The organism is Ralstonia insidiosa (assembly GCF_008801405.1).
Classification (GTDB): Bacteria; Pseudomonadota; Gammaproteobacteria; order Burkholderiales; family Burkholderiaceae; genus Ralstonia; species Ralstonia insidiosa.
The window spans coordinates 3,002,783-3,027,390 of sequence record NZ_VZPV01000001.1 but is presented as its reverse complement, the minus strand read 5'-3'; the positions used below and the strand labels follow the sequence as shown (position 1 = coordinate 3,027,390).

21 protein-coding genes are annotated in these 24,608 nt (G+C 65.5%); 12 read left to right on the top strand and 9 right to left on the bottom strand.

Annotated elements, in window-relative coordinates:
• The first annotated feature begins 8 nt into the window (after positions 1–8).
• Genes cobT through cobC form a run of 3 tightly spaced genes read left to right on the top strand, consistent with a single transcriptional unit; the run spans position 9 to position 2,388 of the window.
• On the top strand, positions 9–1,049 hold the full coding sequence (gene cobT, locus F7R11_RS14335) for a nicotinate-nucleotide--dimethylbenzimidazole phosphoribosyltransferase (protein WP_064804592.1): 1,041 nt from the start codon (positions 9–11) through the stop codon (positions 1,047–1,049).
• On the top strand, positions 1,046–1,816 hold the full coding sequence (locus F7R11_RS14330; protein ID WP_064804590.1) for an adenosylcobinamide-GDP ribazoletransferase: 771 nt from the start codon (positions 1,046–1,048) through the stop codon (positions 1,814–1,816). The genes cobT and F7R11_RS14330 overlap by 4 nt, the downstream gene beginning before the upstream one ends.
• A complete protein-coding gene (gene cobC / locus F7R11_RS14325) occupies positions 1,801–2,388 on the top strand; it encodes an alpha-ribazole phosphatase (RefSeq protein ID WP_064804588.1) in 588 nt (195 codons plus the stop codon). The genes F7R11_RS14330 and cobC overlap by 16 nt, the downstream gene beginning before the upstream one ends.
• 3 nt (positions 2,389–2,391) lie before the next feature.
• On the opposite strand, the gene F7R11_RS14320 is transcribed toward cobC, so the two are convergent.
• From F7R11_RS14320 to cobU, 4 genes are read right to left on the bottom strand one after another with little or no spacing between them, the layout of a single operon-like run.
• Entirely contained in the window at positions 2,392–3,336 is a 945-nt protein-coding gene (locus F7R11_RS14320; RefSeq protein ID WP_021195647.1) for a cobalamin-binding protein, read from the bottom strand.
• A 9-nt stretch (positions 3,337–3,345) separates the two neighbouring features.
• The gene (cobD, locus tag F7R11_RS14315; RefSeq protein ID WP_064804586.1) at positions 3,346–4,386 is read right to left on the bottom strand and encodes a threonine-phosphate decarboxylase CobD; all 1,041 of its coding nucleotides are present in this window, start codon (positions 4,384–4,386) and stop codon (positions 3,346–3,348) included.
• Entirely contained in the window at positions 4,383–5,363 is a 981-nt protein-coding gene (gene cbiB / locus F7R11_RS14310; protein WP_064806392.1) for an adenosylcobinamide-phosphate synthase CbiB, read from the bottom strand. The genes cobD and cbiB overlap by 4 nt, the downstream gene beginning before the upstream one ends.
• 2 nt (positions 5,364–5,365) lie before the next feature.
• Positions 5,366–5,941, bottom strand: coding sequence for a bifunctional adenosylcobinamide kinase/adenosylcobinamide-phosphate guanylyltransferase (gene cobU / locus F7R11_RS14305; protein ID WP_064804584.1), 576 nt, complete (start codon positions 5,939–5,941; stop codon positions 5,366–5,368).
• A gap of 69 nt (positions 5,942–6,010) precedes the next feature.
• Between cobU and F7R11_RS14300 the strand changes: the two genes are divergently transcribed.
• Both F7R11_RS14300 and F7R11_RS14295 read left to right on the top strand, forming a co-directional pair.
• The gene (locus tag F7R11_RS14300; protein WP_064804582.1) at positions 6,011–7,507 is read left to right on the top strand and encodes a cobyric acid synthase; all 1,497 of its coding nucleotides are present in this window, start codon (positions 6,011–6,013) and stop codon (positions 7,505–7,507) included.
• Between the two features lie 75 nt (positions 7,508–7,582).
• Positions 7,583–8,248 (top strand): ParA family protein, encoded by a 666-nt coding sequence (locus tag F7R11_RS14295; protein WP_064804580.1) that lies wholly within the window; start codon positions 7,583–7,585, stop codon positions 8,246–8,248.
• Positions 8,249–8,294: 46 nt separating this feature from the next.
• Here the strand turns inward: F7R11_RS14295 and panC are convergent, their stop codons facing one another.
• The 3 genes from panC to F7R11_RS14280 are packed head-to-tail and all read right to left on the bottom strand — an operon-like array spanning position 8,295 to position 10,299.
• A complete protein-coding gene (gene panC, locus F7R11_RS14290) occupies positions 8,295–9,146 on the bottom strand; it encodes a pantoate--beta-alanine ligase (protein ID WP_021195641.1) in 852 nt (283 codons plus the stop codon).
• Between the two features lie 51 nt (positions 9,147–9,197).
• Positions 9,198–10,079: a segregation and condensation protein A gene (locus F7R11_RS14285; RefSeq protein WP_021195640.1), complete on the bottom strand. Its 882-nt coding sequence runs from the start codon at positions 10,077–10,079 to the stop codon at positions 9,198–9,200.
• A 31-nt stretch (positions 10,080–10,110) separates the two neighbouring features.
• Entirely contained in the window at positions 10,111–10,299 is a 189-nt protein-coding gene (locus F7R11_RS14280) for a DUF3460 family protein (protein WP_021195639.1), read from the bottom strand.
• Between the two features lie 226 nt (positions 10,300–10,525).
• On the opposite strand from F7R11_RS14280, the gene F7R11_RS14275 reads away from it, so the two are divergent.
• The 3 genes from F7R11_RS14275 (at position 10,526) to F7R11_RS14265 (ending at position 16,863) form a co-directional block, all read left to right on the top strand.
• Entirely contained in the window at positions 10,526–12,304 is a 1,779-nt protein-coding gene (locus F7R11_RS14275) for an autotransporter assembly complex protein TamA (RefSeq protein ID WP_064804578.1), read from the top strand.
• Between the two features lie 8 nt (positions 12,305–12,312).
• A complete protein-coding gene (locus F7R11_RS14270) occupies positions 12,313–16,224 on the top strand; it encodes a translocation/assembly module TamB domain-containing protein (protein WP_231973095.1) in 3,912 nt (1,303 codons plus the stop codon).
• Positions 16,225–16,320: 96 nt separating this feature from the next.
• Positions 16,321–16,863, top strand: coding sequence for a hypothetical protein (locus tag F7R11_RS14265; RefSeq protein WP_064804573.1), 543 nt, complete (start codon positions 16,321–16,323; stop codon positions 16,861–16,863).
• An 83-nt stretch (positions 16,864–16,946) separates the two neighbouring features.
• On the opposite strand, the gene metG is transcribed toward F7R11_RS14265, so the two are convergent.
• Together metG and F7R11_RS14255 are read right to left on the bottom strand one after the other, a co-directional pair.
• Complete coding sequence (gene metG / locus F7R11_RS14260) at positions 16,947–19,016, bottom strand: methionine--tRNA ligase (RefSeq protein ID WP_064804571.1); 2,070 nt, start codon at positions 19,014–19,016, stop codon at positions 16,947–16,949.
• 292 nt (positions 19,017–19,308) lie between these two features.
• Positions 19,309–19,938 carry a YiaD family glycine zipper/OmpA-like lipoprotein gene (locus F7R11_RS14255; protein WP_021195634.1) on the bottom strand — a complete coding sequence of 210 codons (630 nt, stop codon included), beginning with the start codon at positions 19,936–19,938 and terminating at the stop codon, positions 19,309–19,311.
• 206 nt (positions 19,939–20,144) lie between these two features.
• On the opposite strand from F7R11_RS14255, the gene apbC reads away from it, so the two are divergent.
• The 4 genes from apbC to F7R11_RS14235 all read left to right on the top strand — a co-directional run bounded on the left by apbC (position 20,145) and on the right by F7R11_RS14235 (position 24,583).
• A complete protein-coding gene (apbC, locus tag F7R11_RS14250; RefSeq protein ID WP_031329591.1) occupies positions 20,145–21,233 on the top strand; it encodes an iron-sulfur cluster carrier protein ApbC in 1,089 nt (362 codons plus the stop codon).
• Between the two features lie 16 nt (positions 21,234–21,249).
• Positions 21,250–21,768, top strand: coding sequence for a DUF3305 domain-containing protein (locus tag F7R11_RS14245; RefSeq protein WP_064804569.1), 519 nt, complete (start codon positions 21,250–21,252; stop codon positions 21,766–21,768).
• An 11-nt stretch (positions 21,769–21,779) separates the two neighbouring features.
• Entirely contained in the window at positions 21,780–22,340 is a 561-nt protein-coding gene (locus F7R11_RS14240; protein WP_064804567.1) for a DUF3306 domain-containing protein, read from the top strand.
• A gap of 83 nt (positions 22,341–22,423) precedes the next feature.
• Positions 22,424–24,583 (top strand): 4Fe-4S binding protein, encoded by a 2,160-nt coding sequence (locus F7R11_RS14235; protein ID WP_064804564.1) that lies wholly within the window; start codon positions 22,424–22,426, stop codon positions 24,581–24,583.
• The last annotated feature ends 25 nt before the right edge of the window (positions 24,584–24,608 follow it).

Here is a 24,608-nt window from a genome sequence, read left to right as displayed (position 1 = left end):
CTTCAACCATGCAGATTCCTTCTTTTGATCCGGCGCTGCGCACCCGCCTGCAGACCGCTGTTGATAGCAAGACCAAGCCGCTGGGTGCGCTGGGTCGGCTGGAGCCGCTGGCCGTGCAGATCGGCCTGATCCAGAACACCGAGGCACCGGTGCTCACGCGCCCGGCGATGGTGGTGTTCGCGGCGGACCACGGTGTCGCCCATGCGGGCGTGAGCGCCTATCCGCAAGCGGTGACAGCGCAGATGGTGCTGAACTTCATCGCGGGCGGTGCGGCCATCAACGTGTTCAGCCGTCAGCATGGGTTTGCACTGGAAGTGGTCAATGCCGGCGTGGCCGCGCCGCTGTGGACGGCGGACACGCCGGGTCTGGTCGACGCACCCGTCGGCCCCGGCACGCGCAACTTTGCGGAGCAGCCTGCCATGACCGCCGACGAGCGTGATCGCGCAATGGCACTCGGCGCGCAGCGCGTGGCACACCATGCATCGCTCGGCACCAACGTGATCGCGCTGGGCGAAATGGGCATTGCCAACACGGCGTCTGCTGCGTGCTTGATGGCGCGGTTGTGCGACCTGCCGGTGGCCCAATGCGTGGGCCGCGGTACGGGGCTTGATGACGACGGCCTCGCCCGCAAGCGGGCCGTGCTGGAAGCCGCGCTCGCCAAACACACCGATGTGCGGGATCCGTTGGACGTGCTGGCCTGCTTTGGCGGCTTCGAGGTGGCGGCGATTGTCGGGGCGGTGATCGAGGCGGCCAAGCGGCGTATGGTCATTCTCGTCGACGGGTTCATCGCCACTGCAGCCGTGCTGGTGGCGGCGCGCGTGGCACCTGATGTGCTGCACTACTGCGTGTTCGGTCACGTGTCGGATGAGCGCGGTCATCGCGCGCTGCTGGAGGTGCTGGATGCGCGGCCGCTGCTGTCGCTGTCGTTGCGCCTGGGTGAGGGCAGCGGGGCGGTGCTGGCGTATCCGCTGGTCGTGTCCGCCGTGGCCTTCCTGCGCGAGATGGCGACCTTCGCCAGCGCGGGTGTGAGCGAGCGTTCAGGCTCATGAACGCATTGCGCGAGCACTGGCAGGCGCTGTGGACGGCGGTCGGGTATTTCACCCGCATCCCCGTGCCGGCGTCGATCGGATTCTCGCAAGCGGGGTTGAATCGCGCGGCACGCTACTTTCCGCTGGTCGGCTGGCTGGTGGGCGCGGTGGCAGCGGCGGTGTATTGGCTGGTGTCACGCACGGTGCCGGCGCCCGGCGTGGCGGTCGCCGTGTCGATGGTGGCCACGCTATTGCTAACCGGCGCCTTCCATGAAGATGGCCTAGCCGATTGCGCTGATGGTTTTGGCGGCGGCTACACGCCGGAAGACCGGCTGCGCATCATGCACGACTCGCGCATCGGCGCGTTCGGGGCCATTGCGGTGTGCATGGCGCTGTTGTTGAAGTGGCAACTGCTGACGGCATTGGCGGTGCATCCGGTGGCCTTTCTGGCGGCGATGGTGGGCGCACATGCCGCCAGCCGCGCCGCTGCGGTCAGCTATCTGCTCACGCATGACTATGTACGTGCTGAAGGCAAGGCCAAGCCCGTTGCACAGCGCATGCGCTGGAGCGATGCGTTGTGGGCAGGCATGTTCGGTATCGCACCGCTGCTTTGGTTCGGGCCGGTGTGTGCGGCGCTCGTGGTCGTGGGGGTGTCTGTTGCGCGCTGGCTGCTGGGCCGCTACTTCGTGCGCCGCATCGGTGGCATCACGGGCGATTGCCTGGGGATGGCACAACAGGTGTTCGAACTGCTGATCCTGTGGGGGCTGCTGGCATGGATTTCATCCTGATCCGCCACGCGCGGCCCGCCATGACGGCCGGCCTGTGCTACGGGCGCACCGATCTGCCGCTCGATGCGCCGATGGACCCTGATCCGTCGGCCATTGCCGAGAAACTCAGTGCGCATCCACCGCAGCGTCTGCAGGCCAGCCCGCTGCAACGCAGCCGGCTCACCGCACAGGCAATCCGGCAGGTGGCTGAGCTGCCCGCGCTGGAGATTGACGCGCAACTGATGGAACTCGACTTTGGCGCCTGGGAGGGCCGCCAGTGGGATGACATCCCGCGCATGCAAGTCGATCGCTGGGCGCGCGATCTGGTGCACGGCAACCCGCACGGGGGAGAGTCTGCCGCCGACTTGCTGGCGCGCGTAACCACGTGGGCCGACGCGATGGCTGCATCTCCCGTCCCGTGTCTATGGGCCGTGACGCACGCGGGTTGCATGCGCGCGCTGGCGGCGCACTGGCTGCAGCGTCCGCTGGCCGAAACGCTGCAGTGGCCGCTGCAATGGGGTGGTGCGTGCGGTTTTCGCGTGCACCCTGGGCAACCCGACGCGTTGCCCATCCTGCTGTTCTGGAACCGCTGACGGTCAGCGTCCGCTGGCTGCCTGTGTGTTGCGGCGCTTCATCCGCGCCTGCTCCAGGTCATCGCACAACTGCGCCGCGGCTTCCACCAGACGCGGGCCGAAGCGGTTGATCAGATCGCCATTGATGCTGAAGAGGTTGCCGCGCTGCACGGCCAACAATTGCGGCCAGCGTTTCCAGCCGTCGAGCGTGTCGATGGGGCGGCTGCCTTGCGTGGCGCCCATGCTTGCGGTCAGCAAGACTTCGGGGTTGGCCGCGATGACGGCCTCAGGCGATACCGTCGGCACCAGAAGCGGCTCGCCCGCAAAGATATTGCGGCCACCGCACAGTGCCAGCATGTCGGTGAAGATGTGCTGGCCGTTGAGCGTCATCAACGGCTGCTCCCATACCTGATAGAACACCTGCACCGGTGGCTTGCTTGCATAGCGGTTGCGCAGCGTATCGACCTGCTGGCGGAACTGCTGTGCGGCATCGTGAGCGCTGGCGCGCGTGTCGAGCAGCGTGCCGAGTGCTTCGATGGAGCGCGGAATGTCACCCATGTGGTGTGGTTCGGAGAAGAACAGCGGAATGCCCAGTGCACGCAGGCGGTCGATCTGCTTTTGCGCATTGCCGTGGCGCCAGACCACCACCAGATCGGGTTTGAGCGCAGCGATGCGCTCCAGGTCGAGCGCACGGTTGTCGCCCACGTGCGGAATGTCGCGTGCGGCTGGCGGATAGTCGCTGTAGGCCACCGTGCCGACGATGCGCGCGCCGCCGCCCGCAGCAAACAGCAGCTCAGTCGCATGCGGTGCCAGGCTGACGATGCGCTGTGCGGGGTGTTGCAAGGTGACCGTGGCGCCGGTGTCATCGGTAACGGAAATGGCGGCAAGCGCGGGTGCAGCAGCAACGGCCAGTGCAGCAAGGCCAAGCACACACAAACGACGGACAAAGTAGGGGAAGCGAGCGGGCATCGGGGTGGGTCAAACGGAGAGCGACAGCGATGCTAGCGCATCGCCAAGACGTTGCCATCCGGTCTCATCCGGAGGCAGGCCAAAGCGTATGCCGAGCACGTCATGTGTGGGGTGCATGCCGTCACCCCGGCCCGGCACATCAAACAGGCGCGTCCAGATGCCGAGCCGCGCCAGTTGTGCGTGAAGCGACGGCGCACGTAATGTCGGCGCCCAGGCAAAGAGTGGCGTGGCGGTGTTGGGCAGTCCGTGGCAATTGAGCAACGTGTGCAGGCGCGTGCCCTCGCATTGCAGACGGGTGCGGTTGGTGGTTTGCCAGGCGCTATCCGTCAGCGCGGCGCGCACGACGGCACGAGCGGGGCCGTTGACGGTCCAGTGTCCCAACGCATCGCGCAGCGCAGCCAGCAGATCCGGCGCGCCCAGCACAAAGCCGATGCGCGCCCCGGCCAACCCGTAGAACTTGCCGATGGAACGCAGGATCACCAGCCCCGGCGCGCCTGCCAACGGCGCGAGCGTCGGGCCATCATCCAGCGCTTCGATAAACGCCTCATCGACGATCAACGTGCCGCCGCGCGCGTGCAGGCGGGTATGCCAATCACGCAGGGTGTCGGCCGATAGAACACGCGCGGTCGGATTGTTCGGGTTGACGACGACGAGGTGTCGAACGTCGTCGGGCAGATCGCCCAGGAATGCCGCTTCAGATAGTACGGCGACGTCATGTCCAGCGCGTGCAAAGGCCGGTGCGTATTCGCTGTAGCCGACCTGCGCCACGCCGACCCGGCCGCGGGGCAGCAGGGCGGGCAGTGTGCGGATGGCGGCCTGTGAGCCTGCGACTGCCAGCACCGCGTTGGCGTCGGTCACGCCGTAGTGCGCGGCGGCCAACGCCTCGAGCCCATCGTCTTCCGGCAGGCGCAGCCAGGCATCGGGTGGAATGGGCGGGATCGGGTAGCCGTGCGGGTTGATGCCCGTGGAGAGATCGAGCCAGCCTCCCGCCGGTTCGCCATATCGTGCGCGTGCGGCGGCGAGGTTGCCACCGTGGACGATGGCAGTCATGCCAGGCTCCGGGCGATGAGCGCAGTGGTGCCCAGCAGGCCAAGCCATAGCCACAACGTGCGCGAGACGAGTGCGAGTGCGCGGTGGATGTCGGTGGCGCTCGCGGGCTTGCCGGCGCCGAGCAGTGGGCGGGCTTCGTCCACGCCTTCGTAGCGTGCCGTGCCGCCAAGCTGCACGCGCAGGCTGCCAGCGCCGGCTGCCATCACCGGGCCCGCGTTGGGGCTCGACCACTGCGGTGCCTGTTTGCGCCAGCAGCGCAGCGCATCGGCGGTGTGGCCAAGCAGCGCATAGCTCATCGCCGTCAGCCGGGCTGGAATCCAGTTGAGCACGTCGTCGATGCGCGCCGCTGCCCAGCCAAAGCCCGTGAAGCGCGCATTGCGGTAGCCCCACATGGCATCGAGCGTGTTGACCAGCCGGTAGAGCACCACGCCTGGCGCACCGGCCACAACCAGCCAGAACAAGGGGGCGAATACGGCGTCGCTGCCATTCTCCAGCGCCGATTCCACAGCAGCGCGGGCGATCGGTTCGTCGGCCGCTGCGGACAGATCCCGCGAGACGATGCGCGAGGCCAGTGCGCGTGCGCGGGGCAGGTCGGCTGCGCGCAGGGCAGACGCTATCGGCGCGATGTGGTCATGCAGGCTGCGCGCGCCGATCGCAACGTAGAGCGCCACCGCATCAAGTGCCACCACCGCCCACGCTGACGCCGCATACGCCGTTGCGACGAGCCACGCTGCCACCAGCGCGATCGGCAGTACGGCAATCGCCCAGGCGAGCAGGCCGATGATGCGCGACCAAACCAGCGCTGCCGGCTTGCGGTTCATGGTGTGCTCGATGCTGTTGGCAATGCGCCCGAAGCCCACCAGCGGATGCCAGCGCGGCACTTCGCCCAGCAGCCGGTCGAGCAGCACACCGGCCAGCGCGGCCAGTGCCACGAGCGACCAGCCGAGGTTGGTCACACCGCCTGTCGGCAAGCTCAGGGTCACGATCCGGTGCCGAGCGCCGGCCCTTTGACCACCATCGGAATACCGGCCACCAGCAGGTGCACGTTGTCGGCCAGTGCAGCCAGACGCTGGTTCAGACGGCCCAGTTCATCCACATAGAAACGCGTGACGGCACCCATCGGCACCACGCCAAGACCGATCTCGTTGCTCACGAGAATCACCTCGCCGGGCAGCAGCGGCAGGGCGGTGAGCAGGGCGTCAATCTCGGTCGTCCAGGCTTCGGGGGGCGTGATGAGGCCGGTGTCGGGATACGCGTGGTGTTCAGAGAAAAGGAGGTTGTTGAGCCACAGCGTGAGGCAATCGACCAGCACGCAACCGCCGTGCTGGGTGTGCGTGTACAGCGCTTCGGCCAGGTGCACGGGCTCTTCGACCAGACCCCAATGCTCGGGCCGACGTGCGCGGTGCAGGGCCACGCGCAATTGCATCTCTTCATCGCCTTCGCCCGCCGTGGCGACATACGTGACGGGCCCCGCGCATTGCAGCGCGAGTTGTTCAGCGTGGTGGCTCTTGCCTGAGCGAGCGCCACCGAGGACGAGGGTGAGACGGCGGGACATCCGCGTATTTTAGCCTGGGGGCCCCTTGATGCAGAGCGGGCGCAGATATGTGAATGCGATAATCCGCGCATGCCAAAGCCACCCTTTCCTGTGCCCCCGTCCTTCCTTCGCGGCACGCTGATGATCCAGGGCACCACGTCCGATGCCGGCAAGAGCACGCTGGTGGCCGGGCTGTGTCGCGTTACCCATCGCGCCGGTGTGCGCGTGGCGCCGTTCAAGCCACAGAACATGGCGCTCAACAGTGCCGTCACCGCAGATGGCGGCGAGATTGGCCGTGCCCAGGCACTCCAGGCGCAGGCCGCAGGCGTTGCACCCACGGTGGACATGAACCCCGTGCTGCTTAAGCCCAACAGCGACACCGGCGCGCAGATCATCATCCACGGCCAGCCGCGCTGTGATCTCGACGCCCGCGCCTACCACGACTACAAGCCCACCGCGATGGCTGCGGTGCTGGAGTCGCACACGCGCCTGCGCATGCAATACGACCTCGTATTGGTGGAAGGCGCCGGCAGCCCCGCCGAGATCAACCTGCGCGACCGCGACATCGCCAACATGGGCTTTGCCGAAGCCGTTGATTGTCCGGTCGTGTTGGTCGCAGACATTGACCGTGGTGGCGTGTTCGCACATCTGGTCGGCACGCTCGCCTGCCTGTCCGAGAGTGAACGGGCGCGCGTGGCCGGCTTCGTCATTAACCGGTTTCGTGGCGACATCTCGCTGCTTACGCCGGGGCTGGACTGGCTGACGGCGCAGACGGGCAAGCCGGTGTTTGGCGTGCTGCCGTATCTGCACGGTCTGCATCTGGATGCCGAAGATGCCGTTCAGACCGCGCAGCGCACCGCCTCAGTTGATGCGTTGCGCGTGGTGATTCCGGTGCTCCCGCGCGTGTCCAACCATACGGATTTCGATGCGCTGCGCGCGCACCCGCAGGTGGATGTACGCCTGGTCGGCCCGGGGCAGCCGATTCCACCAGCCGATCTCATCATCCTGCCCGGCAGCAAGAGCGTGCAGGCAGACCTCGCGTGGCTGCGCGCCAATGGCTGGGAAGCTGCCATCGCGCGGCACCTGCGCTACGGCGGCAAGCTGATCGGCATCTGCGGCGGCATGCAGATGCTGGGGCGGCGCCTGCATGACCCGCGAGGGCTGGAAGGCACGCCTGGCAGCGTCGACGGTCTCGGCTATCTCGATTTCGAGACCACGCTGGAGGCCGCCAAGCAATTGCGCCAGGTGCGCGGTGCGCTGGCGGAGGGCGGGGCAGCCATTGCCGGCTACGAAATCCACATGGGCGTGACCAACGGGCCGGCGCTCGCGCAGCCCGCCGTGCGGCTTGATGATGGGCGTGCTGATGGCGCTGTCTCGCCTGACGGACAGATCCTCGCCACGTATCTCCACGGGCTGTTCGATGCGCCTGAAGCCTGCCGGGCGCTGCTCGCCTGGGCCGGCGTGCGCGATGCACAGGCGCAGGACTATGCAGCACTGCGTGAAGCGTCGCTCGAATGCCTGGCTGACACGTGCGAGGCGCACCTCGACCTAGCTGCCCTGTTCGCGGCGCTGTCACGTGCGGGCTGAGCCATAATCACCGGATAGGTAGATCCGTCGAGTGATCGACTCGGCACACTATTCAGCGATCGCAAGGAGGCAGGCATGCCGGTGGCCGTTGTAGCGAATCCGAAGGGCGGGGTAGGCAAGAGCACGCTGGCAACCAATCTGGCGGGCTACTTTGCCAGTCAAGACCACGCCGTGATGCTGGGCGATACCGATCGCCAGCAGTCATCGCGCGAGTGGCTGGCGTTGCGCCCCGAGACGGCCAAGCCCATCCACACGTGGGAGATCAGCGCCGACCACATCGCCAAGCCGCCCAAGGGCACCACGCATGTGGTGCTTGATACGCCAGCCGGGTTGCACGGCTGGCGGCTGACCGATCTGATCAAACTGTCAGACCACGTGATCGTGCCGCTGCAGCCCTCGATGTTCGACATCCTTGCCACGCAGACTTTCCTGCGCAAACTGGCCGATGAAAAGACGGTTCGCCACGGTGAGGTCAAGCTGGGCGTGGTCGGCATGCGCGTGGACATGCGCACGCGCGCCGCTGAGCAACTCCAGCGTTTCGTACAGGGGCTGGAAGTGCCCATCCTCGGTTATCTGCGCGATACCCAGAACTACGTGCAACTGGCCGCGCACGGCCTGACGCTGTGGGACGTGGCGCCCTCGCGCGTGGCGAAGGATGTAGAGCAGTGGGGCGGCATCCTCGGTTGGCTGGGGGAAACACCCCCGCAGGCCACCGTGGCTGATACGTCAGCGGCGGCATGAAAAAAGCCCGGCAACTGCCGGGCTTGTTTGTTGGGCGATACGTCGCTCAGATCTCGAGGTTGTCGATCAGGCGCGTCTTGCCGAGCTTGGCGGCTGTCAGCACCACCAGCGGTTCGCCGGCGGCGATGTTCTCGGGCGTCGGCTGCTGCAGGTCGGTGCGGCGGCGAACGGCCACGTAGTCGGGCTGCCAACCGCGGCCACGCAGGTACTCCATCGCCTTGTTGGTCACCGCTTCGTGCGAGGCCTGGCCTTGCAGCACGGTCTCCAGCACATCCTGGCGCACCTGGTGCAGCGTGCGGTACAGCTCGGGCGCCTCGGCGCGTTCATCGCTGGACAGATACATGTTGCGCGAAGACAGTGCCAGCCCGTCCTCCGCACGCACCGTCTCAGCGGGGATGATGTCCACCGGCAGCGCGAACTGGTGCGCCATGCGGCGCACGATCATCAACTGCTGGTAGTCCTTCTTGCCGAATACGGCCACGCGCGGCTGCACGGCGCAGAACAGCTTCATCACCACCGTGCACACGCCCTTGAAGAAGCCCGGGCGGAACTCGCCTTCCAGCGTGTCGCCCAGGTCATGCGGCGGGTCGACGCGGTATTCCTGCGGCTCGGGGTACATGTCGCGCTCGGTGGGTGCGAACAGCACGTACACGCCTTCCTTCTGCAGCTTCTCGATGTCGTCCTGCAGCGTGCGCGGGTACTTGTCGAAGTCCTCGTTCGGGCCGAACTGCAGGCGGTTCACGAAAATGGACGCCACCACCGGATCGCCGTGCTGGCGCGCCAGGCGCATCAGGCTCAGGTGGCCCTCATGCAGGTTACCCATGGTCGGCACGAAGGCGACGCGGTTCTGGCCGCGCAGCTGGTCGCGCAGTTCCTGGATGGACGAGATGACTTTCATGCGTTTGTGGTGTGAGTCAGCGGCTGACTTTGGCCGGATGTGGTGGCCGAATTACGTCGGGGAATAGGCGAGGCGCACGTAAATGGGCGCGTACGGTTCCGCCTGGGTGATCTCCAGCAGCGATTCGCGCGAGAGCTCCAGCATGGCGACAAAGTTGACCACCACGATGGGCGCGCCCTTGCCGGACTGGATCGCTTCTTCAAACAGCTCGGTGAACTCCATGAACCGCGCATGCTGCAGCTTACGCAGGATCTGGCTCATGTGCTCCCGCACGGACAGCTCTTCGCGCGAGATCTTGTGATGCTGCGTGAGCTTGGCCCGGCGCAGCACGTCGGCCCACGCGACGCGCAGGTCGTCGGCGTTGACGTCGGGGTAGCGCGGCGCGAGGCTCTGCTCGATATAGACCTGCGCACGCAGGAAGTCGCGGCCGAGCTGCGGCAGCGTATCGAGCTTTTGCGCGGCGAGCTTCATCTGCTCGTACTCGAGCAGGCGGCGCACCAGTTCGGCGCGTGGGTCTTCGGGTTCTTCGCCGGAGTCGGTCTTCTTGACCGGCAGCAGCATGCGCGACTTGATCTCGATCAGCATGGCGGCCATCAGCAGGTATTCGGCGGCCAGCTCCAGGTTGGTCGCGCGGATCTGCTCGATGTACGCCAGGTACTGCCGCGTGACCTGCGCCAGCGGAATGTCCAGCACGTTGAAGTTCTGGCGCCGGATCAGGTACAGCAGCAAGTCCAGCGGCCCTTCAAACGCTTCGAGAAACACCTCGAGCGCATCGGGCGGGATGTAGAGGTCTTGCGGGAGCTTGAACAGCGGCTCGCCGTATAGCCGCGCGAAGGCAAGACCGTCGACCTGTACTGGCGTGGAGTCCTGCTCGGGCGCCACGCTGGGCAACTCGACGGGCAGCGGCAGCTTGTCCTGCGCAGAAGTGGTCATGCGGCGGCGGGCCTGGGGATCGGCTTGCCGATCAGTCCAGCGAGTAGACGTACGGTTTTTGCGCCACGCGTGCTGCCTGGGCGCGGGTGCGTTCGTCCAGGTCGATCGGGTCCTTGTCCCACAGCAGCGAGCGGCCTTGGCGCTGTTGCGCTTCCAGGTCGGGCTTCTGGGTCTTGAGTTCTTCCAGGAACTGGGTGATCTCGGACTTATACAGGGCCATGGCAGTCAGTGATATTGGGTGATCCGGCCCGCACGGGAGGTTCCCGGGCGGAAAACGGCGCATTTTACCGTATTGGCCGACGGGCACGGCGCACACGAAGCCCTTCGGATTGATCCGAAAGCTAGGTTTCGTTGCATTTGCCTGGGCACCTGCCGGGGTCCGTATGGTCAAATACGCCTTTCCTTTGACTGAGCCGGCCCGTGGGGGCGGCGCCACGCTAGCCACGATGACCGGCCCTCGTCGACCGTCACGACCGTCTCACTTTCGTTCGCCTGCTGCCAATGCCGCTGTGCTCGCGGCGGGCATCGTCCTGTCGCTCGCGTGCGCGCCGGCCTGTGCCGAGTACGACGTCAAGATCGAAGCGCCCAAGGCCATCCGCGATCTGCTGGAGCGCCATCTTGATCTGTCGCGCTATCAGGATCGCAAGGACATCACCGACGACCAGCTGCAGTACATGGTGGAGACCATTGGCGACCAGGTCACCAAGCTGACGGCCACCGAGGGCTACTTCGTGCCCAAGGCCACTGCCAGCATGGAGGGGCCGCCGGATCACCGTGTCGTGCATGTGAAGGTCGAGCCCGGCCCGCGCACCACCATCGACAGCGTGGCGCTGGATTTCAACGGCGCGATCACGCAGGACCCCAAGCGCATCGAAGAATTGAAGAAGGCCTGGGGCTTGCAGAAGGAGATGGCGTTCCGCCAGTCCGGCTGGGACAAGGCCAAGGACGACAGCCTGGCCGCGCTGCAGAGCAAGCGCTATTACGCGGCCAAGCAGACGGCGTCGCAGGCGCGTGTGGATCCGGACGAGAACAAGGCGGATCTGTCCGTTTCCTATGACAGCGGCCCGGCCTACACGCTGGGGCCGCTGGATGTACAGGGTTTGACGCGCTATCCGCTGAGCATCATCAACAACGTCAATCCACTGCGCGTGGGCGAGGATTACTCCGCCGACCGCCTGCAGGCATTGCAGGCGGCCATCCAGGGCCAGCCGTACTTCGCCAACGCCATTGTTGATCTGGGTGACGAACCGAAGGACCCCGTCAACGCGCCGGTACGTGTGCGCGTGCGTGAATACCCGCCCAACCGCCTCACTAGCGGTGTCGGCTATGGCACGGACACGGGGGCCTCGGTGGAAGGGCGCTATCAATACCTGAATCTGTTCAACAAGGCATGGGTGCTCGACACCCAGGCGCGCATCGAGCAGCGCCGGCAATATCTGTTTGCCGGCGTGACCCTGCCGCCCGACGAGAAGCAGTACGTCAACAGCCTCTACAGCAGCATGGACCGGACCGACACTTCGGGCACCGAGACGCGCAGCTATCGCTCGGGTTTCAAGCAGACGCGCGTACGCGGCATCTACGAAACCTCGTTCACCATCGACTTCTACTACGACGACCTGCGCCCGGAGGGTGCCGAGCGCCAGTTGAGCAAGGCGCTGGTACCCGGCTTCGCGTGGACGCGCCGTGACGTGGACGACCCGCTGTTCCCGCGCCGGGGCAACATCATCACCACGCAGATCGGCGCTGCGGTGAAGGGCTTCCTGACGGACCAAACGTTTGTGCGCTCGTATAGCCGCATTCGCCAGTTCGTGCCGGTCGGGCAGCGCGATATTTTTGTCGCGCGGGCGGAATTAGGCGCTGTCATCACCGGCGGCACGGGCGATGGCGTGCCGGCCACGCTGCGTTTCCGTACGGGCGGCACGCAGTCGGTGCGCGGCTACGACTTCCAGAGCATCGGCAACGAGGTCAACGGCAGTACGCTGCCGACGAAATTCCTTGCGACGGGCGGGCTGGAGTACCAGCGCTGGTTCCTGCCGCAGTGGGGCGGCGCGGTGTTCTGGGATACCGGTACCGCCACCGACAACTGGTCGGAGCGCCGCTGGTTCAACGGCGTGGGTGTGGGCGTGCGCTGGAAGAGCCCGGTCGGGCCAATCCAGCTCGACTTGGCCTACGGTATCCAGCAGAAGCAATTCCGGCCGAGCGTGTCGCTGGGCATCGCGTTCTGAGCATGACCATGACTGACTCTCAGACGCCTGCATCCACCCAACCCGACGCGCCGAAGCCCAAGCGCGGCTGGGGCCGTCGTCTAGCACGCTGGCTGGGCGGCCTCGTCGCTCTTGTGCTGGTAATCGTGCTTGGCATTGCCGGCTGGCTGGCCTGGGCCATCCACTCGCCGACGGGCACGGCACAGTTGTGGGCGCTTGCCACGCGTTTCGGCCACGACTACGTATCGGGCACGCTGGCCGGCGGTACGTTGCGCGAAGGGCTGTCGCTGCGGGACGTGCATGTGCGTGCGGGCAGCACCGAAGTGCGCATCGACCACGTGGAAGGCCGCTGGACCATCACGCGTGGGCCGTGGCATGTCCGCATTGCGTATCTCACTGCAGGCAATGTCGAGGTGATCCTGCATCCGACGCCGCCATCGCCGCCGAGTGGTCCTCCGGCTTCGCTGGTGTTGCCGCTGGCGTTGGATGTGGATCGGCTGGCCGTAGACCGCCTCGCCATCCGCGAGGGCACGTCGACTACCGAACTCAAGTCGATTGCCGGCGGCGTGCACACCGATGGAATGCATCACAACGTGCTGCTCGACGGCGTGGAAACGCCCGCCGGCAAGCTGGCGGCCACGTTGCGCATGACGGGCACACGGCCGTATCCGCTCACGGGGGCGGCGACGCTGGCCACGCAGTTCGAAGCGAACGGGCAGAAGCAGGATGCGTCGGTGTCGGCGCAGCTTTCGGGCTCGTTGGAAGCGCTGCACATCGACGCGACCGGCACCGGTGCCAAGCTGACTGCGCAGGCGCAGATCGACGCCACGCCGTTTGGGGCATTGCCCCTGTCGCGCGCCGTGGTGTCGGCCGATCACGTCAACCCGCGCGCGTTTGCGCCAGGCGCACCGGAGGCCTCGCTTACCATCCGCGCGGATCTGCGCCCCGACGAGAAAGCCAAGACGCTGACCGTCGCGGGCCCCATCCAGATCGACAACGCGCAGGCCGGTACGCTCGACAAGCAGAAACTGCCGCTGCAATCCCTGCGCGCGCAGGTGCGGCTGAACGAAGATGATCAGCAACTCACCGGCCTGGACGTGCGCCTGCTGGGTGGCGCGCAACTGACTGGCGGCGCCGATGTGAAGAAGGGGCATGGCACGTTGCGCGTCGATGTGCGCCAGCTGGATCTGCAGGCGCTGCACGCGTCGCTGGAGAAAACGAAGCTCGCCGGCCCCATCACCGTGGACTTTGCAGGCGGTACGCAGCATGTGGCGCTGGATCTGGCAGGTGGTGACATGCGTGCGCAAGCGAAGGCGGTGCTAGATGCCGCGCAGGTGGCTGTGGAGAGCGCGCAGGTGTCGCTGGGCCGCTCGCGGCTGACGCTGGCGGGCACGCTCAAGCATGACGACGCGCAGTCGTTCGCCTTCAAGGGTGATCTGGCGGAGTTCGACCCGTCACGGCTGGCCAAGGTGGCCAAGGGCCGTATCAACGCGACTTTTGACGCGCGTGGCACGCTGGGTGAGCCGATTGATGCGGCGATCAAGTTTGCGGTGCGCAACAGCGACTACGCCGGTCTGCCGATGACGGGCGACGGCAACGTCCATCTGCGCAAGGTTGACGAATTGATGCGCCTGCTGCCGAGCGACGCCAAGCTGGATGTGGCCGGCAACAAGGCCAGCCTGCGCGGCAGCTTTGGCGCCACTGGAGACCGCCTGCACGTGGAAGTCGATGCGCCACAGCTCGCGCGCCTGCAGCTTGGCGTGAGCGGGGCGCTCACCCTGTCTGGCGACGTGTCCGGCACGATCAAGCGCCCGCAGGTGGATGCCACGTTCCGCGCGCAGCAGCTTGCGTATCAGGGCAACAAAGTCGAATTGGCGAATGGCCGTGCGCAGATGCGCGATGGCATTGACGGCCCACTGCAGTTCGAGCTGACCGCGCAGCGTGTGACGGCCCCGAGTGTGTCATTGCGCGAGGTGCACGCCACGTTGGACGGTACGCGTCGTGCTCACCGCTTCCGCGCCGATGCCGACGGCAACGTGCGAAGCCAGCCGTTCAAGTTCGCGCTGGCTGGTGATGGCGCACTGACGCCCGGTAAAGAGGGTGATGCGTGGGACGGTACGATCTCCACGCTGTCGGCGCAGGGCGCGCCCAACCTCCAACTGACGGCGCCGGTGCGTGTGTCGGTGGCGCCAAATCGCTTGATGATCGGCCGCGCAGATCTGACGCTGGATCAGACGCCCATCCACATCGAGCGCGTGGAATCCAACCAGGGCCACCTGCGCAGCGCCGGCCGTGTCGACGGATTGCAGATCGCTCGCGTGCTGGAGCTGGTGCACACCTGGACTGGCCAGGCACCACCGGTGCGCACGGATCTCGTCATCGATGGCCAATGGGATCTGGACCTCGGCGGTACAGCCACCGGTACGGCGCGCTTTGCCCGTCGCAGCGGTGACCTGTCGATCAACGCTGGCCGTGGTTTCACACCGCTTGGGCTGACCGAGTTGGTGGTCGAGGCGCGCGGCGAGGGCATGCGGCTGGCACTGCGCGGCGATGCGCAATCGACGCGCGTTGGCAATCTCTACCTCGATGCCGGTATCGGACTGACGCGCGATACCGCGCCAGGTGGGCTGGCGCTGATGTCGCCCGCATCACCGCTGACGGGCGGGCTGACCATCAGCCTGCCGCATCTCAAGGGCATCGGCGATCTGCTTGGCCCCGACGTTGCAACCGACGGCCAACTGGCGGCCAGTTTGCAGTTTGCTGGCACGGTTGGCGCGCCCAAGATCAGCGGCTTCCTGACCGGGCAAGACATCGAGGTGGCGCTGTACGACCAAGGCATCCGCCTGACCAAAGGCGTGGTGCGCGTGGCGCTTGACCAGAACGTGGTCGACCTGCAGGACGTGGTGTTCTACGGCGGCGACGGCACCGTGCGTGCGAAAGGCCGCGTGCAACTCGGCGAGGCCAACCCCAACCTGAGCGGCTCCATCGTTGCCGACAAGCTGCAGCTTTTTGCCGATCCGGATCGCACGCTGGTGCTGTCGGGCCAGGCGCGCATTGCCAACGACAACGACCGCGTGGGCATTACCGGCAAGTTCAAGGTCGACCGCGGCCTGTTCGATCTCCCCAAGGACGGCGCACCGTCGCTGGGTGACGACGTGGTCATCGTGCGTCGTGCCGATGCCGCCCGCAATCAGGCCGAGCGTGGCGTCAAGCGCGAAGAAAAGCCTGCCGGCCGCTTCAGCCCGGTCATCAACGTCGATGTCGACTTTGGCGACAACTTCCGCTTCAAGGGCGCGGGTGCCGACCTTTCGCTGGGCGGCCAGATGACGGTGCATAGTGAACCGCTGGTGCCGTTGCGTGGCACCGGCACGATCTACGTACGCCAGGGCAGTACCTATGAAGCGTTCGGCCGCAAGCTGGCCATCGATCAGGGCGTGCTGAACTTCACCGGGCCGATCAACAACCCGTCGTTCAACATCACCGCCATGCGCCGCAACCAGGAGGTCGAGGCGGGCGTACAGGTGACAGGCACGGTGCGCCAGCCGCGCGTGAAGCTGGTCTCCGAACCGAACGTGCCGGATGAAGACAAGCTCTCGTGGCTGATGTTTGGCTACAGCGCATCCAACGCGGGTCTGGGCCAGCAGCAGGCGATGTCCGGCGCAGCGCTGGGGTTGCTGGGCAATGTGGCGGGCAAGAATGTTGCGCGGCGCTTCGGGCTGGATGAATTTTCGATCGGCGCATCCACTTCGGGTCTGACCGACCCGCAGGTGGTGAGCCTGGGCAAGGCCATCTCCGAGAGCATCACCGTGGGTTACGAACAGAGCCTGTCGACCGCGGATTCCATCGTCAAGATGACCTGGCAGTTCTCACGGCGATGGTCGGTCGTGGCACGTGGCGGAACGATCAACGGTGCTTCGGTGCTGTTCAACAAGCGTTGGTAATCAGGTGATCCGGCTGCCAGAATGGCGACGGATCTATGTTTTGAACGAGGGGGTTCCATGCCGCATCGTCGTCAACTCGCACAAGTGGGAGTCACCATGGGCATTCTGGCGTCATTGCTCGGGCTGTTTGGATGCGATCAGCAGAAGGTCGACCAGGCTGTCGACCGCGCGGGGGACGCTGCCAAGCGCGTGTGGCAATCCGCCAAGCCGGACAACCTGCTGTTCAAGGACATCGTTGCCGGCCAATCGACCGAGGCGGATGTGAAGGCCACCGCAGGTGAGCCCGAGATGATCTGGGAGAACGAAGGCGGCACGCGGCAGCTGGAGTATCCGCGGGGGCCAGAAGGGACTTCAACCTGGATGGTGACGATTGCTCCCGATGGCCACGTCGGCAAGATCGAGCAGGTGCTGACTGCCGAGAACTTTGGGCGCGTGCGGGTTGGGCAGACCAAGGACGATATCCGCCGGATGCTTGGCAAGCCCGGCAAGGTCGAAGCATTCAAGCTCAAGCAGGAGGAAGTGTGGGGTTACAAGTGGATGGAGAGCCCGACGGAGAAGGCGTTCTTCAATGTGCACTTTGGGCCGGATGGGCGCGTTACGACAACATCGCGCAGTGACAACCGGTTGAATGGCGGTTGACCGCGTGCCAGCCTAGTGGCACGTCAAAAGACAAAGGCCAACCCCGTGGGGTTGGCCTTGCTGTTTCTGGCGTGCTTAGGTGATCAACGCACCCGCATCCCAGGCACTGCACCCGAATGCGGTTCGAGGATGTACAGACCCGGCTGCGCCTTCTCATCAGCAGCCGAAGCCGCCAACACCATCCCCTCCGACATCCCAAACTTCATCTTGCGCGGCGCGAGGTTAGCCACCATCACGGTCAGCTTGCCGACGAGGTCTTCCGGCGCATAGGCCGATTGGATGCCCGAGAACACGTTGCGCGTCTGACCTTCACCCACATCCAGCGTGAGCTGCAGCAGCTTGTTCGAGCCTTCCACACGCTGGCAAGCGACGATCTTGGCGACGCGCAAGTCGATCTTGGCGAAGTCGTCAATGGTGATCGTCTCAGCCATCGGCTCGATCGTGGCAGCACCATTTGCGGCGGCAACCGGCGCATTCGCAGTGGCCTGCAGCGACTGACGATTCGCCTCCACCAGCGCATCCACCTGCTTCTTGTCCACGCGCGTCATCAGGTGCGAGTACGGCTGGATCGGCTTGGCCGACGACAGTGCCGAGTCAATCGAGCGCCAGGTCAGCGGCTCAACGTTGAGGAAGCCTTCGATGCGCTCAACCGTGGTCGGCAGGATCGGCTTGAGGTACACGGCCAGCAGGCGGAACGCTTCGAGCGCCACGGAGCACGCGGCGTGCAGCTTCTCGCGGTTGGCTTCGTCCTTGGCGAGGTCCCACGGCTTTTCGGTGTCGACGAAGGCGTTGACGGCGTCGGCCAGTTCCATCACGGCACGCAGGGCCTTGCTGTACTCGCGCTTCTCGTACAGGTCAGCAACTTGCGGAGCGGCTTCGCGCAGTTGCACCATCAGCGGATGGCCCAGGGCGGCATCGCTCACGCGGCCTTCAAAGCGCTTGACCAGGAAGCCCGCCGAGCGGCTCGCAATGTTGACGAACTTGCCCACCAAGTCACTGTTCACGCGGGCGATGAAGTCGTCCAGGTTCAGGTCCAGGTCTTCCATCGTCGCGTTCAGCTTGGCGGCGAAGTAGTAGCGCAGCCATTCCGGATTCAGGCCCGTGTCGATGTAGCTCTGCGCGGTGATGAAGGTGCCGCGCGACTTGCTCATCTTGGCGCCGTCCACGGTCAGGAAGCCGTGGGCGAACACGTTGGTCGGCGTGCGGTGGCCCGAGAACTTGAGCATCGCCGGCCAGAACAGCGTGTGGAAATACAGGATGTCCTTGCCGATGAAGTGGTACTGCTCGGTGGTCGAGTGCGCGCTGATCCACGATTCGAAGTCGAGGCCGAGCTTCGCGCTCAGGTTCTTGAAGCTGGCGTAGTAGCCGACCGGTGCGTCCAGCCACACGTAGAAGTACTTGCCTGGCGCGCCCGGAATTTCGAAGCCGAAGTACGGTGCGTCACGCGAGATGTCCCAGTCCGAGAGCTTCGCTTCGCCATCATCGCCGAGCCACTCGCGCATCTTGTTGGTGGCTTCCGGCTGGGCCAGGTCGGCCACCCATTCGCGCAGGAAGTTTTCGCAGCGCGGGTCGGACAGCTTGAAGAAGTAGTGTTCCGACGACTTGCGCACCGGCGTTGCGCCCGACACCACGGAGTACGGGTTCTTCAGGTCGGTCGGCTGATAGGTCGCACCGCACACCTCACACGAATCGCCGTACTGGTCTTTCGCGCCGCACTTCGGGCACTCGCCCTTGATGAAGCGATCCGGCAGGAACATCTCCTTGACCGGGTCGTAGAACTGCTCGACCTCGCGCACGTCGATCAGGCCGTTTTCCTTGAGCTGCAGGTAGATGCGCTCAGACAGCTCCTTGTTCTCGTCAGAGTCAGTGCTGTAGTAGTTGTCGAACGAGATCAGGAAGTTATCGAAGTCGCGCTTGTGCTCGGTCCAGACACGTTCGATCAACTGGCGCGGGGTCAGGCCTTCCTTCTCGGCGCGCAGCATGACGGGCGTGCCGTGCGTATCGTCGGCGCCCACGTAGTAGGTTTCGTGTCCGCGCATGCGCTGGAAGCGTACCCAGATGTCGGTCTGGATGTACTCGACCAGGTGACCGATGTGGATCGGCCCGTTGGCATAGGGCAGGGCGGAAGTGACGAGGATGCGACGTTCGGACATGGGCAGGCCAGAAAGGTGCGGGCGGGCCGCAGAAAGGGAGCGGCGCGCGAATAAACGTGTATTTTAGCGCGCCCGGCGGGCTGGGGCCGGTGTGCGACGAATGGCGGGAATCCGAAGCTCGGAAGCTGCGGCAGGACGTCGCAGGTTGCGTGATCCAAAAAAAAGCGCCGGTCAGAGCCGGCGCAGCTTTCCACAACGGAAAAGGAGGAGAAATCAGGTACCGCCCGGGAGGTCAGCCACGCATCGCGAGCCAGCAATGCGTAGCAAGCGGTACCTGTTCTCTATGACTGGGTCATCCCTGAATTGGTTTCAAATAAATTTCGACACGGCGATTTTGTGCCCGGCCGGCCTCGGTGGCGTTGTCGGCAACCGGCTGCGTCTGGCCACGGCCCTCGGCGGTCAGGCGGTTGCGTGCGACGCCGCGGTCGGTCAGATAGCTCGCCACGCTCTGGGCGCGCTTCTGCGACAGCGTCATGTTGTAGTTGGCGTTGCCGGTACTATCCGTGTGGCCGACTACATTGGCGGCGAGCTCCGGGTTCGCGGTGAGCGTCTGCGCAACGCTATCCAGCGCGCCGCGGAACGTCGGCTTGATCACGGCGCTGTCGGTATCAAACGAGACCTGGCTCGGGATGTTCAGCTTAAGCGAGCCGTCAGGCTGCTCCGAGATTTGCGTGCCCGTGCCAGCCGTATCGCCAGCCAGCTTGGACTTGATGGCGCTCCAGTTGTAACCGGCGGCTGCGCCGGCAGCTGCACCAAGCGCGCCGCCGATGGCTGCACCCTTGCCGTTGCCCACCAGCGCGCCGATGCCCGCGCCCACAGCGGCACCAACGCCCGTACCAACGGCGGTGTTGTTCTGCTGCTCGGTGGCACAGCCGGCCGCCAGCAGGGCGACAAGCGAGACGGAAATAAGCTTGGCTTTCATGGTTTCTCCTACAAATAACGGGATCGGTTCTTGTTTGGTTTGCCGATGGCCGGCGTGGCCTAGGGATATGTGGGGGGAATCGGACGAATGTCGCGCCGGCAAAATACAATAGCAAAACAGTACATAGAGTGGCCAGGACCCGACAAAGTTCATGTCGGGCAATCGTTGGCCCGTCCCCCATTTGCATTAGATTTGTGGAGTCAATGTTGAGCGTAACCGTCGAACAGATCACCGAAGCCCTGCGCGGCGTGGTGGATCCCAATACCGAGCGTGACCTTGTGTCGTCCAAATCGGTGCGCAACGTCCGGGTTGACGGCGGCGAGGTATCGCTTGACGTCGAACTCGGCTACCCGGCCAAAAGCCAGTTCGATACGATCCGCAAGCTGGTGATCGGCGCGCTGCGCCAGGTGCAAGGTGTCGACAATGTGAGCGTGCAGGTGTCGATGAAGATCGTCGCGCACGCGGTGCAACGCGGCGTGCACCTGATGCCGAATGTGAAGAACATCATTGCCGTGGCGTCGGGCAAGGGCGGGGTGGGCAAGTCGACCACCGCCGTGAACCTGGCGCTGGCGCTGGCCGCTGAAGGCGCCAACGTCGGCATTCTGGACGCCGACATCTATGGCCCGAGCCAGCCGATGATGCTGGGCATCCAGGGCCAGCCGGAGTCTGCCGACGGCAAGACCATGGAGCCGATGGAAGGCCACGGCCTGCAGGCCAACTCGATCGGCTTCCTGATCGAGCAGGACAACCCGATGGTCTGGCGCGGCCCGATGGTCACGTCCGCCCTGGAGCAACTGCTCAAGCAGACCAACTGGCGCGATCTGGATTACCTCATCGTCGACATGCCGCCGGGCACGGGCGATATCCAGCTCACGTTGTCGCAGAAGGTGCCTGTGACGGGCGCGGTGATCGTCACCACGCCGCAGGACATCGCGCTGCTCGACGCCAAGAAGGGCCTGAAGATGTTCGAGAAGGTGGGCATTCCCATCATTGGCGTGGTCGAGAACATGGCGGTGTACTGCTGCCCGAACTGCGGCCACACCGAGCACATCTTCGGCGCCGGTGGTGGCGAGAAGATGTGCGCGCAGTACGGCGTGCCGTTCCTGGGCAGCCTGCCGCTGAACCTGTCGATCCGCGAGCAGGCCGATTCGGGCCGCCCGACCGTGGTGGCCGATCCCGACGGCGCGATTGCCAGTGTCTACAAGCAGATCGCGCGCCGTGTCGCCATTGCCGTGGCCGAGAAGGCGAAGGACATGACGAGCAAGTTCCCGTCGATCGTCGTGCAGAACACGTAAGCCAGGCACAAGCACCATGGACACCACCGAGCCACAGCAGAACGAGCGTCCGTCCGTGAGGATGGCGGTGGTGTTGTGCCGCCGTCCGACCGCCAACCGCTGGCAGCCGTTCCAGTGGCGGCTGGAGGCCGTCGTACCGGACTTGGGCGAATACGGCACCGAGCCGCGCTGTCTCGATCGCTCAGACAGTGAAGAACGCTGGCTCACGCCCGGCTTCAACGTCACGCTGTTCCGCGACGAGGCCGAAGGCTACTACTTGAACGTGACCTCGGCCGCGCCTTGCTGGTTCGTGCTGTGGCGCCTGGGCGAAGCGGGCACGCCCGACGAGGGCCGGGCGATTCCGCATACGGTATCGGTGAGCTACAACGAGGCGGGTCGCTGGCTCGACGGCGGCGAGACGGTTGAAAACGTGCCGCTGGACGCCGCTGCGCTGGAGTGGCTGCAGGCCTACGTGGCCGAGAACTACCGGCCCGAGCCGAAGAAGCGGCGCCGGCCGGAGTCGTTCCTGTCGCCTGAAGACCGAGCGAAGTTCTGAGCGAGGCTGCCGTGAACGACGAGTCTTTCCTGTCACGCTGGTCGCGCCGCAAGACGGCGGAACGGCGCGGCGAGCCCGAGCCGGAGGCCGCGCCGCCTGCCGAGGTGGTATCTGCGCCGGCTGTAGCGCACGAGCCGGTGCCAGCCGAGCCTGCGCCTGACGCGCCACCACCACTGACGCTCGAAGACGCCGCGAAGCTCACACCTGCCGACGATTTCTCTCCTTTTGTCGCGCGTGGTGTGGACGACGCCGTCAAGCGCGCTGCGCTCAAGAAGCTCTTCGCCGATCCGCACTTCAACGTGATGGACGGGCTCGACACTTACATCGACGATTACTCGCAGCCCGATCCAATTCCGCCCGAGATGCTGCGCGAACTGCGTCACACGGCGGAGTTGAGGCTGTTCGAGCCCCTGGATGAGGAGGTGAGCCCGCCGACAGGAATCGAACCTGTATCGGATGCTGCACCCACCGTGACAGGCGAGACGCCGCCTGAACCCGTCGAGTCGCCCATCGCTGACGACCCCGCCCTGGCAAGCCCGCATGGCGGCGCTAAGCCACCGTCCGTAGAATAAAAAAAGAGGACCGTGCGGCAGAAGACCGTACGGCCATGTCCCCATAGCCTGCGCATCAGACGCGGGCGCATACGCACAAATTCATGCCCACGCTGGTCTGCAGTTGCAATCACACCATGCCGCTCGACGCCGATACGGTGAGCGACGCCCTGCGCGCGTCCGACGCCGCCATCGATGCGCCCGGCAAGACGCACCATCTGCTGTGCCGTCGTGAGATCGGCGCCTTCACGCAGGCGCTGGACGGCACGGAAGACGTGATCGTCGCCTGTACGCAAGAGAAGGCGCTGTTTGCCGAAGTGGCCGCGCAGCACGAAGGTGTGACCGCGCCGATCCATTTCGTCAACGTGCGCGAGACGGGCGGGTGGTCAGCGGGTGCCAAACGCGATTCGCGCGGCTTCCACGCGAAGACGGCGGCGCTGCTTGCGGTGGCCGGGTTGCCTGCGCCAGACCCGGTGCCCGTGGTCGATTACCGCTCCGAGGGCAACCTGCTGATCGTCGGCCCCGCCGAGCGGGTCATGCCGTGGGCTGAGCGCCTGGCCGATCAGTTGAGCGTGACGGTGCTTGCCACCGGGCGCGATCGATCTGTGGGCCCGCTTTCGCCGCCGATGGAACGTCGCTGGCCCGTCCACGCTGGCGAACTGGCAGGGGTCAAGGGCTGGCTTGGCGCCTTCGACGTGCAGTGGCGCAACCGCAATCCGATCGACCTAGACCGATGTACGCACTGCAACGCCTGCATCGACGTGTGTCCGGAAAACGCGATCGACGCGCTCTACCAGATCGACCTCGATCTGTGCCGCGACCACCGCGACTGTGTAAAGGCCTGTGGTGAGGCCATGGCGATCGACTTCGGGCGTGTGGACGCACCGCAAACACTGTCCGGCCAGTTCGACCTGATCTTCGACCTGAACGACGCACCGGCCTTTGCCCAGCATCAGCCACCGCAAGGCTACTTCCACGCAGGTGCTGATGCGGGCCGTCAATTGACGGCATCGCTCGCACTGCTGCAAATGGTGGGCGAGTTCGAGAAGCCGAAGTTCTTCCAGTACAAGGAATCGATTTGCGCGCACGGGCGTAACGGCCAAGTGGGTTGCGATGCGTGCGTGCAGGTGTGCTCCGCGTCGGCGATCTCGTCGCAATGGAAGGACGGACGCGGCAGCGTGCATGTCACGCCCAACCTGTGCGTCGGCTGCGGTGCCTGCACGACGGCGTGCCCGACCGGCGCGATCACCTATGCGTACCCGAGCGCACCGTACCAGGGTCGCAAACTCAAGGCGCTGCTGAACACCTACGCATCGGCAGGTGGGCGCGATGCGGTGGTTCTGCTGCACAACGGTGAGCGTGGCCGCGCACTGATCGAGCAACTGGGCCGTGCCGCACGTACCGGCAAGGCGCAGGGCGTGCCCGTGAATGTGCTGCCCGTCGAGGTGTTCCATGCGGCGTCGACGGGGCTGGAGGTGTGGCTCTCGGCGCTTGCCTATGGCGCCGCGCGTATCGCCATTCTGCTGACGGAAGACGACGCGCCGCAGTACCGGGCGATGCTCGCCGAGCAGGTCGCAGTGGCGCAGGCTGTACTGCAAGGCTTGGGCGAGCCAGCCGATGCATCGAGCGTTGTGCCGATCGATGTTGCCGACCCAGCCGCGCTCGATGCGCGCTTGAATGCGCCCGACGTATCCGGCCCGCTGCGCGGATTCCGCCGTGACATGCCCGCCGCGACATTCGCCGTGGCTGCCGCCAAGCGTGAGACGCTCGATTTCGCGCTCGACCACCTTGCACGCCATGCCAAGGCGACCGAGGCTGTGATTCCGCTGCCGGCCGGCGCACCGTTTGGCGCCATCACCGTGGACCGTGAGCGCTGCACGCTGTGCATGGCCTGCGTCGGGGCATGCCCCTCGCAGGCGTTGCGCGACCAGGCCGAGCGGCCAGTGCTGGCCATGATCGAACGCAACTGCGTGCAATGCGGCCTGTGCGAAACCACGTGCCCTGAAGATGCCATCGCGCTCGTACCGCGCCTGAACCTGTCGGCCGAGGCGCGCCAGCCTGTCACGCTGAACGAGACGCAGCCGTTTCACTGCATCCGCTGCGGCAAGCCGTTCGGCACTGCACAGATGGTGACCACGATGCTGGCTAAGCTCGGTGCGCATCCGGCGTTTTCTGGCGCGGCTGCTGAGCGCCTGAAGATGTGCGGCGACTGCCGCGTGATCGACATGATGGAGCGCGGCGAACGTCCGGGCACCACCCACTGAAGAAAGAGCGAACTCCCGATCCCGT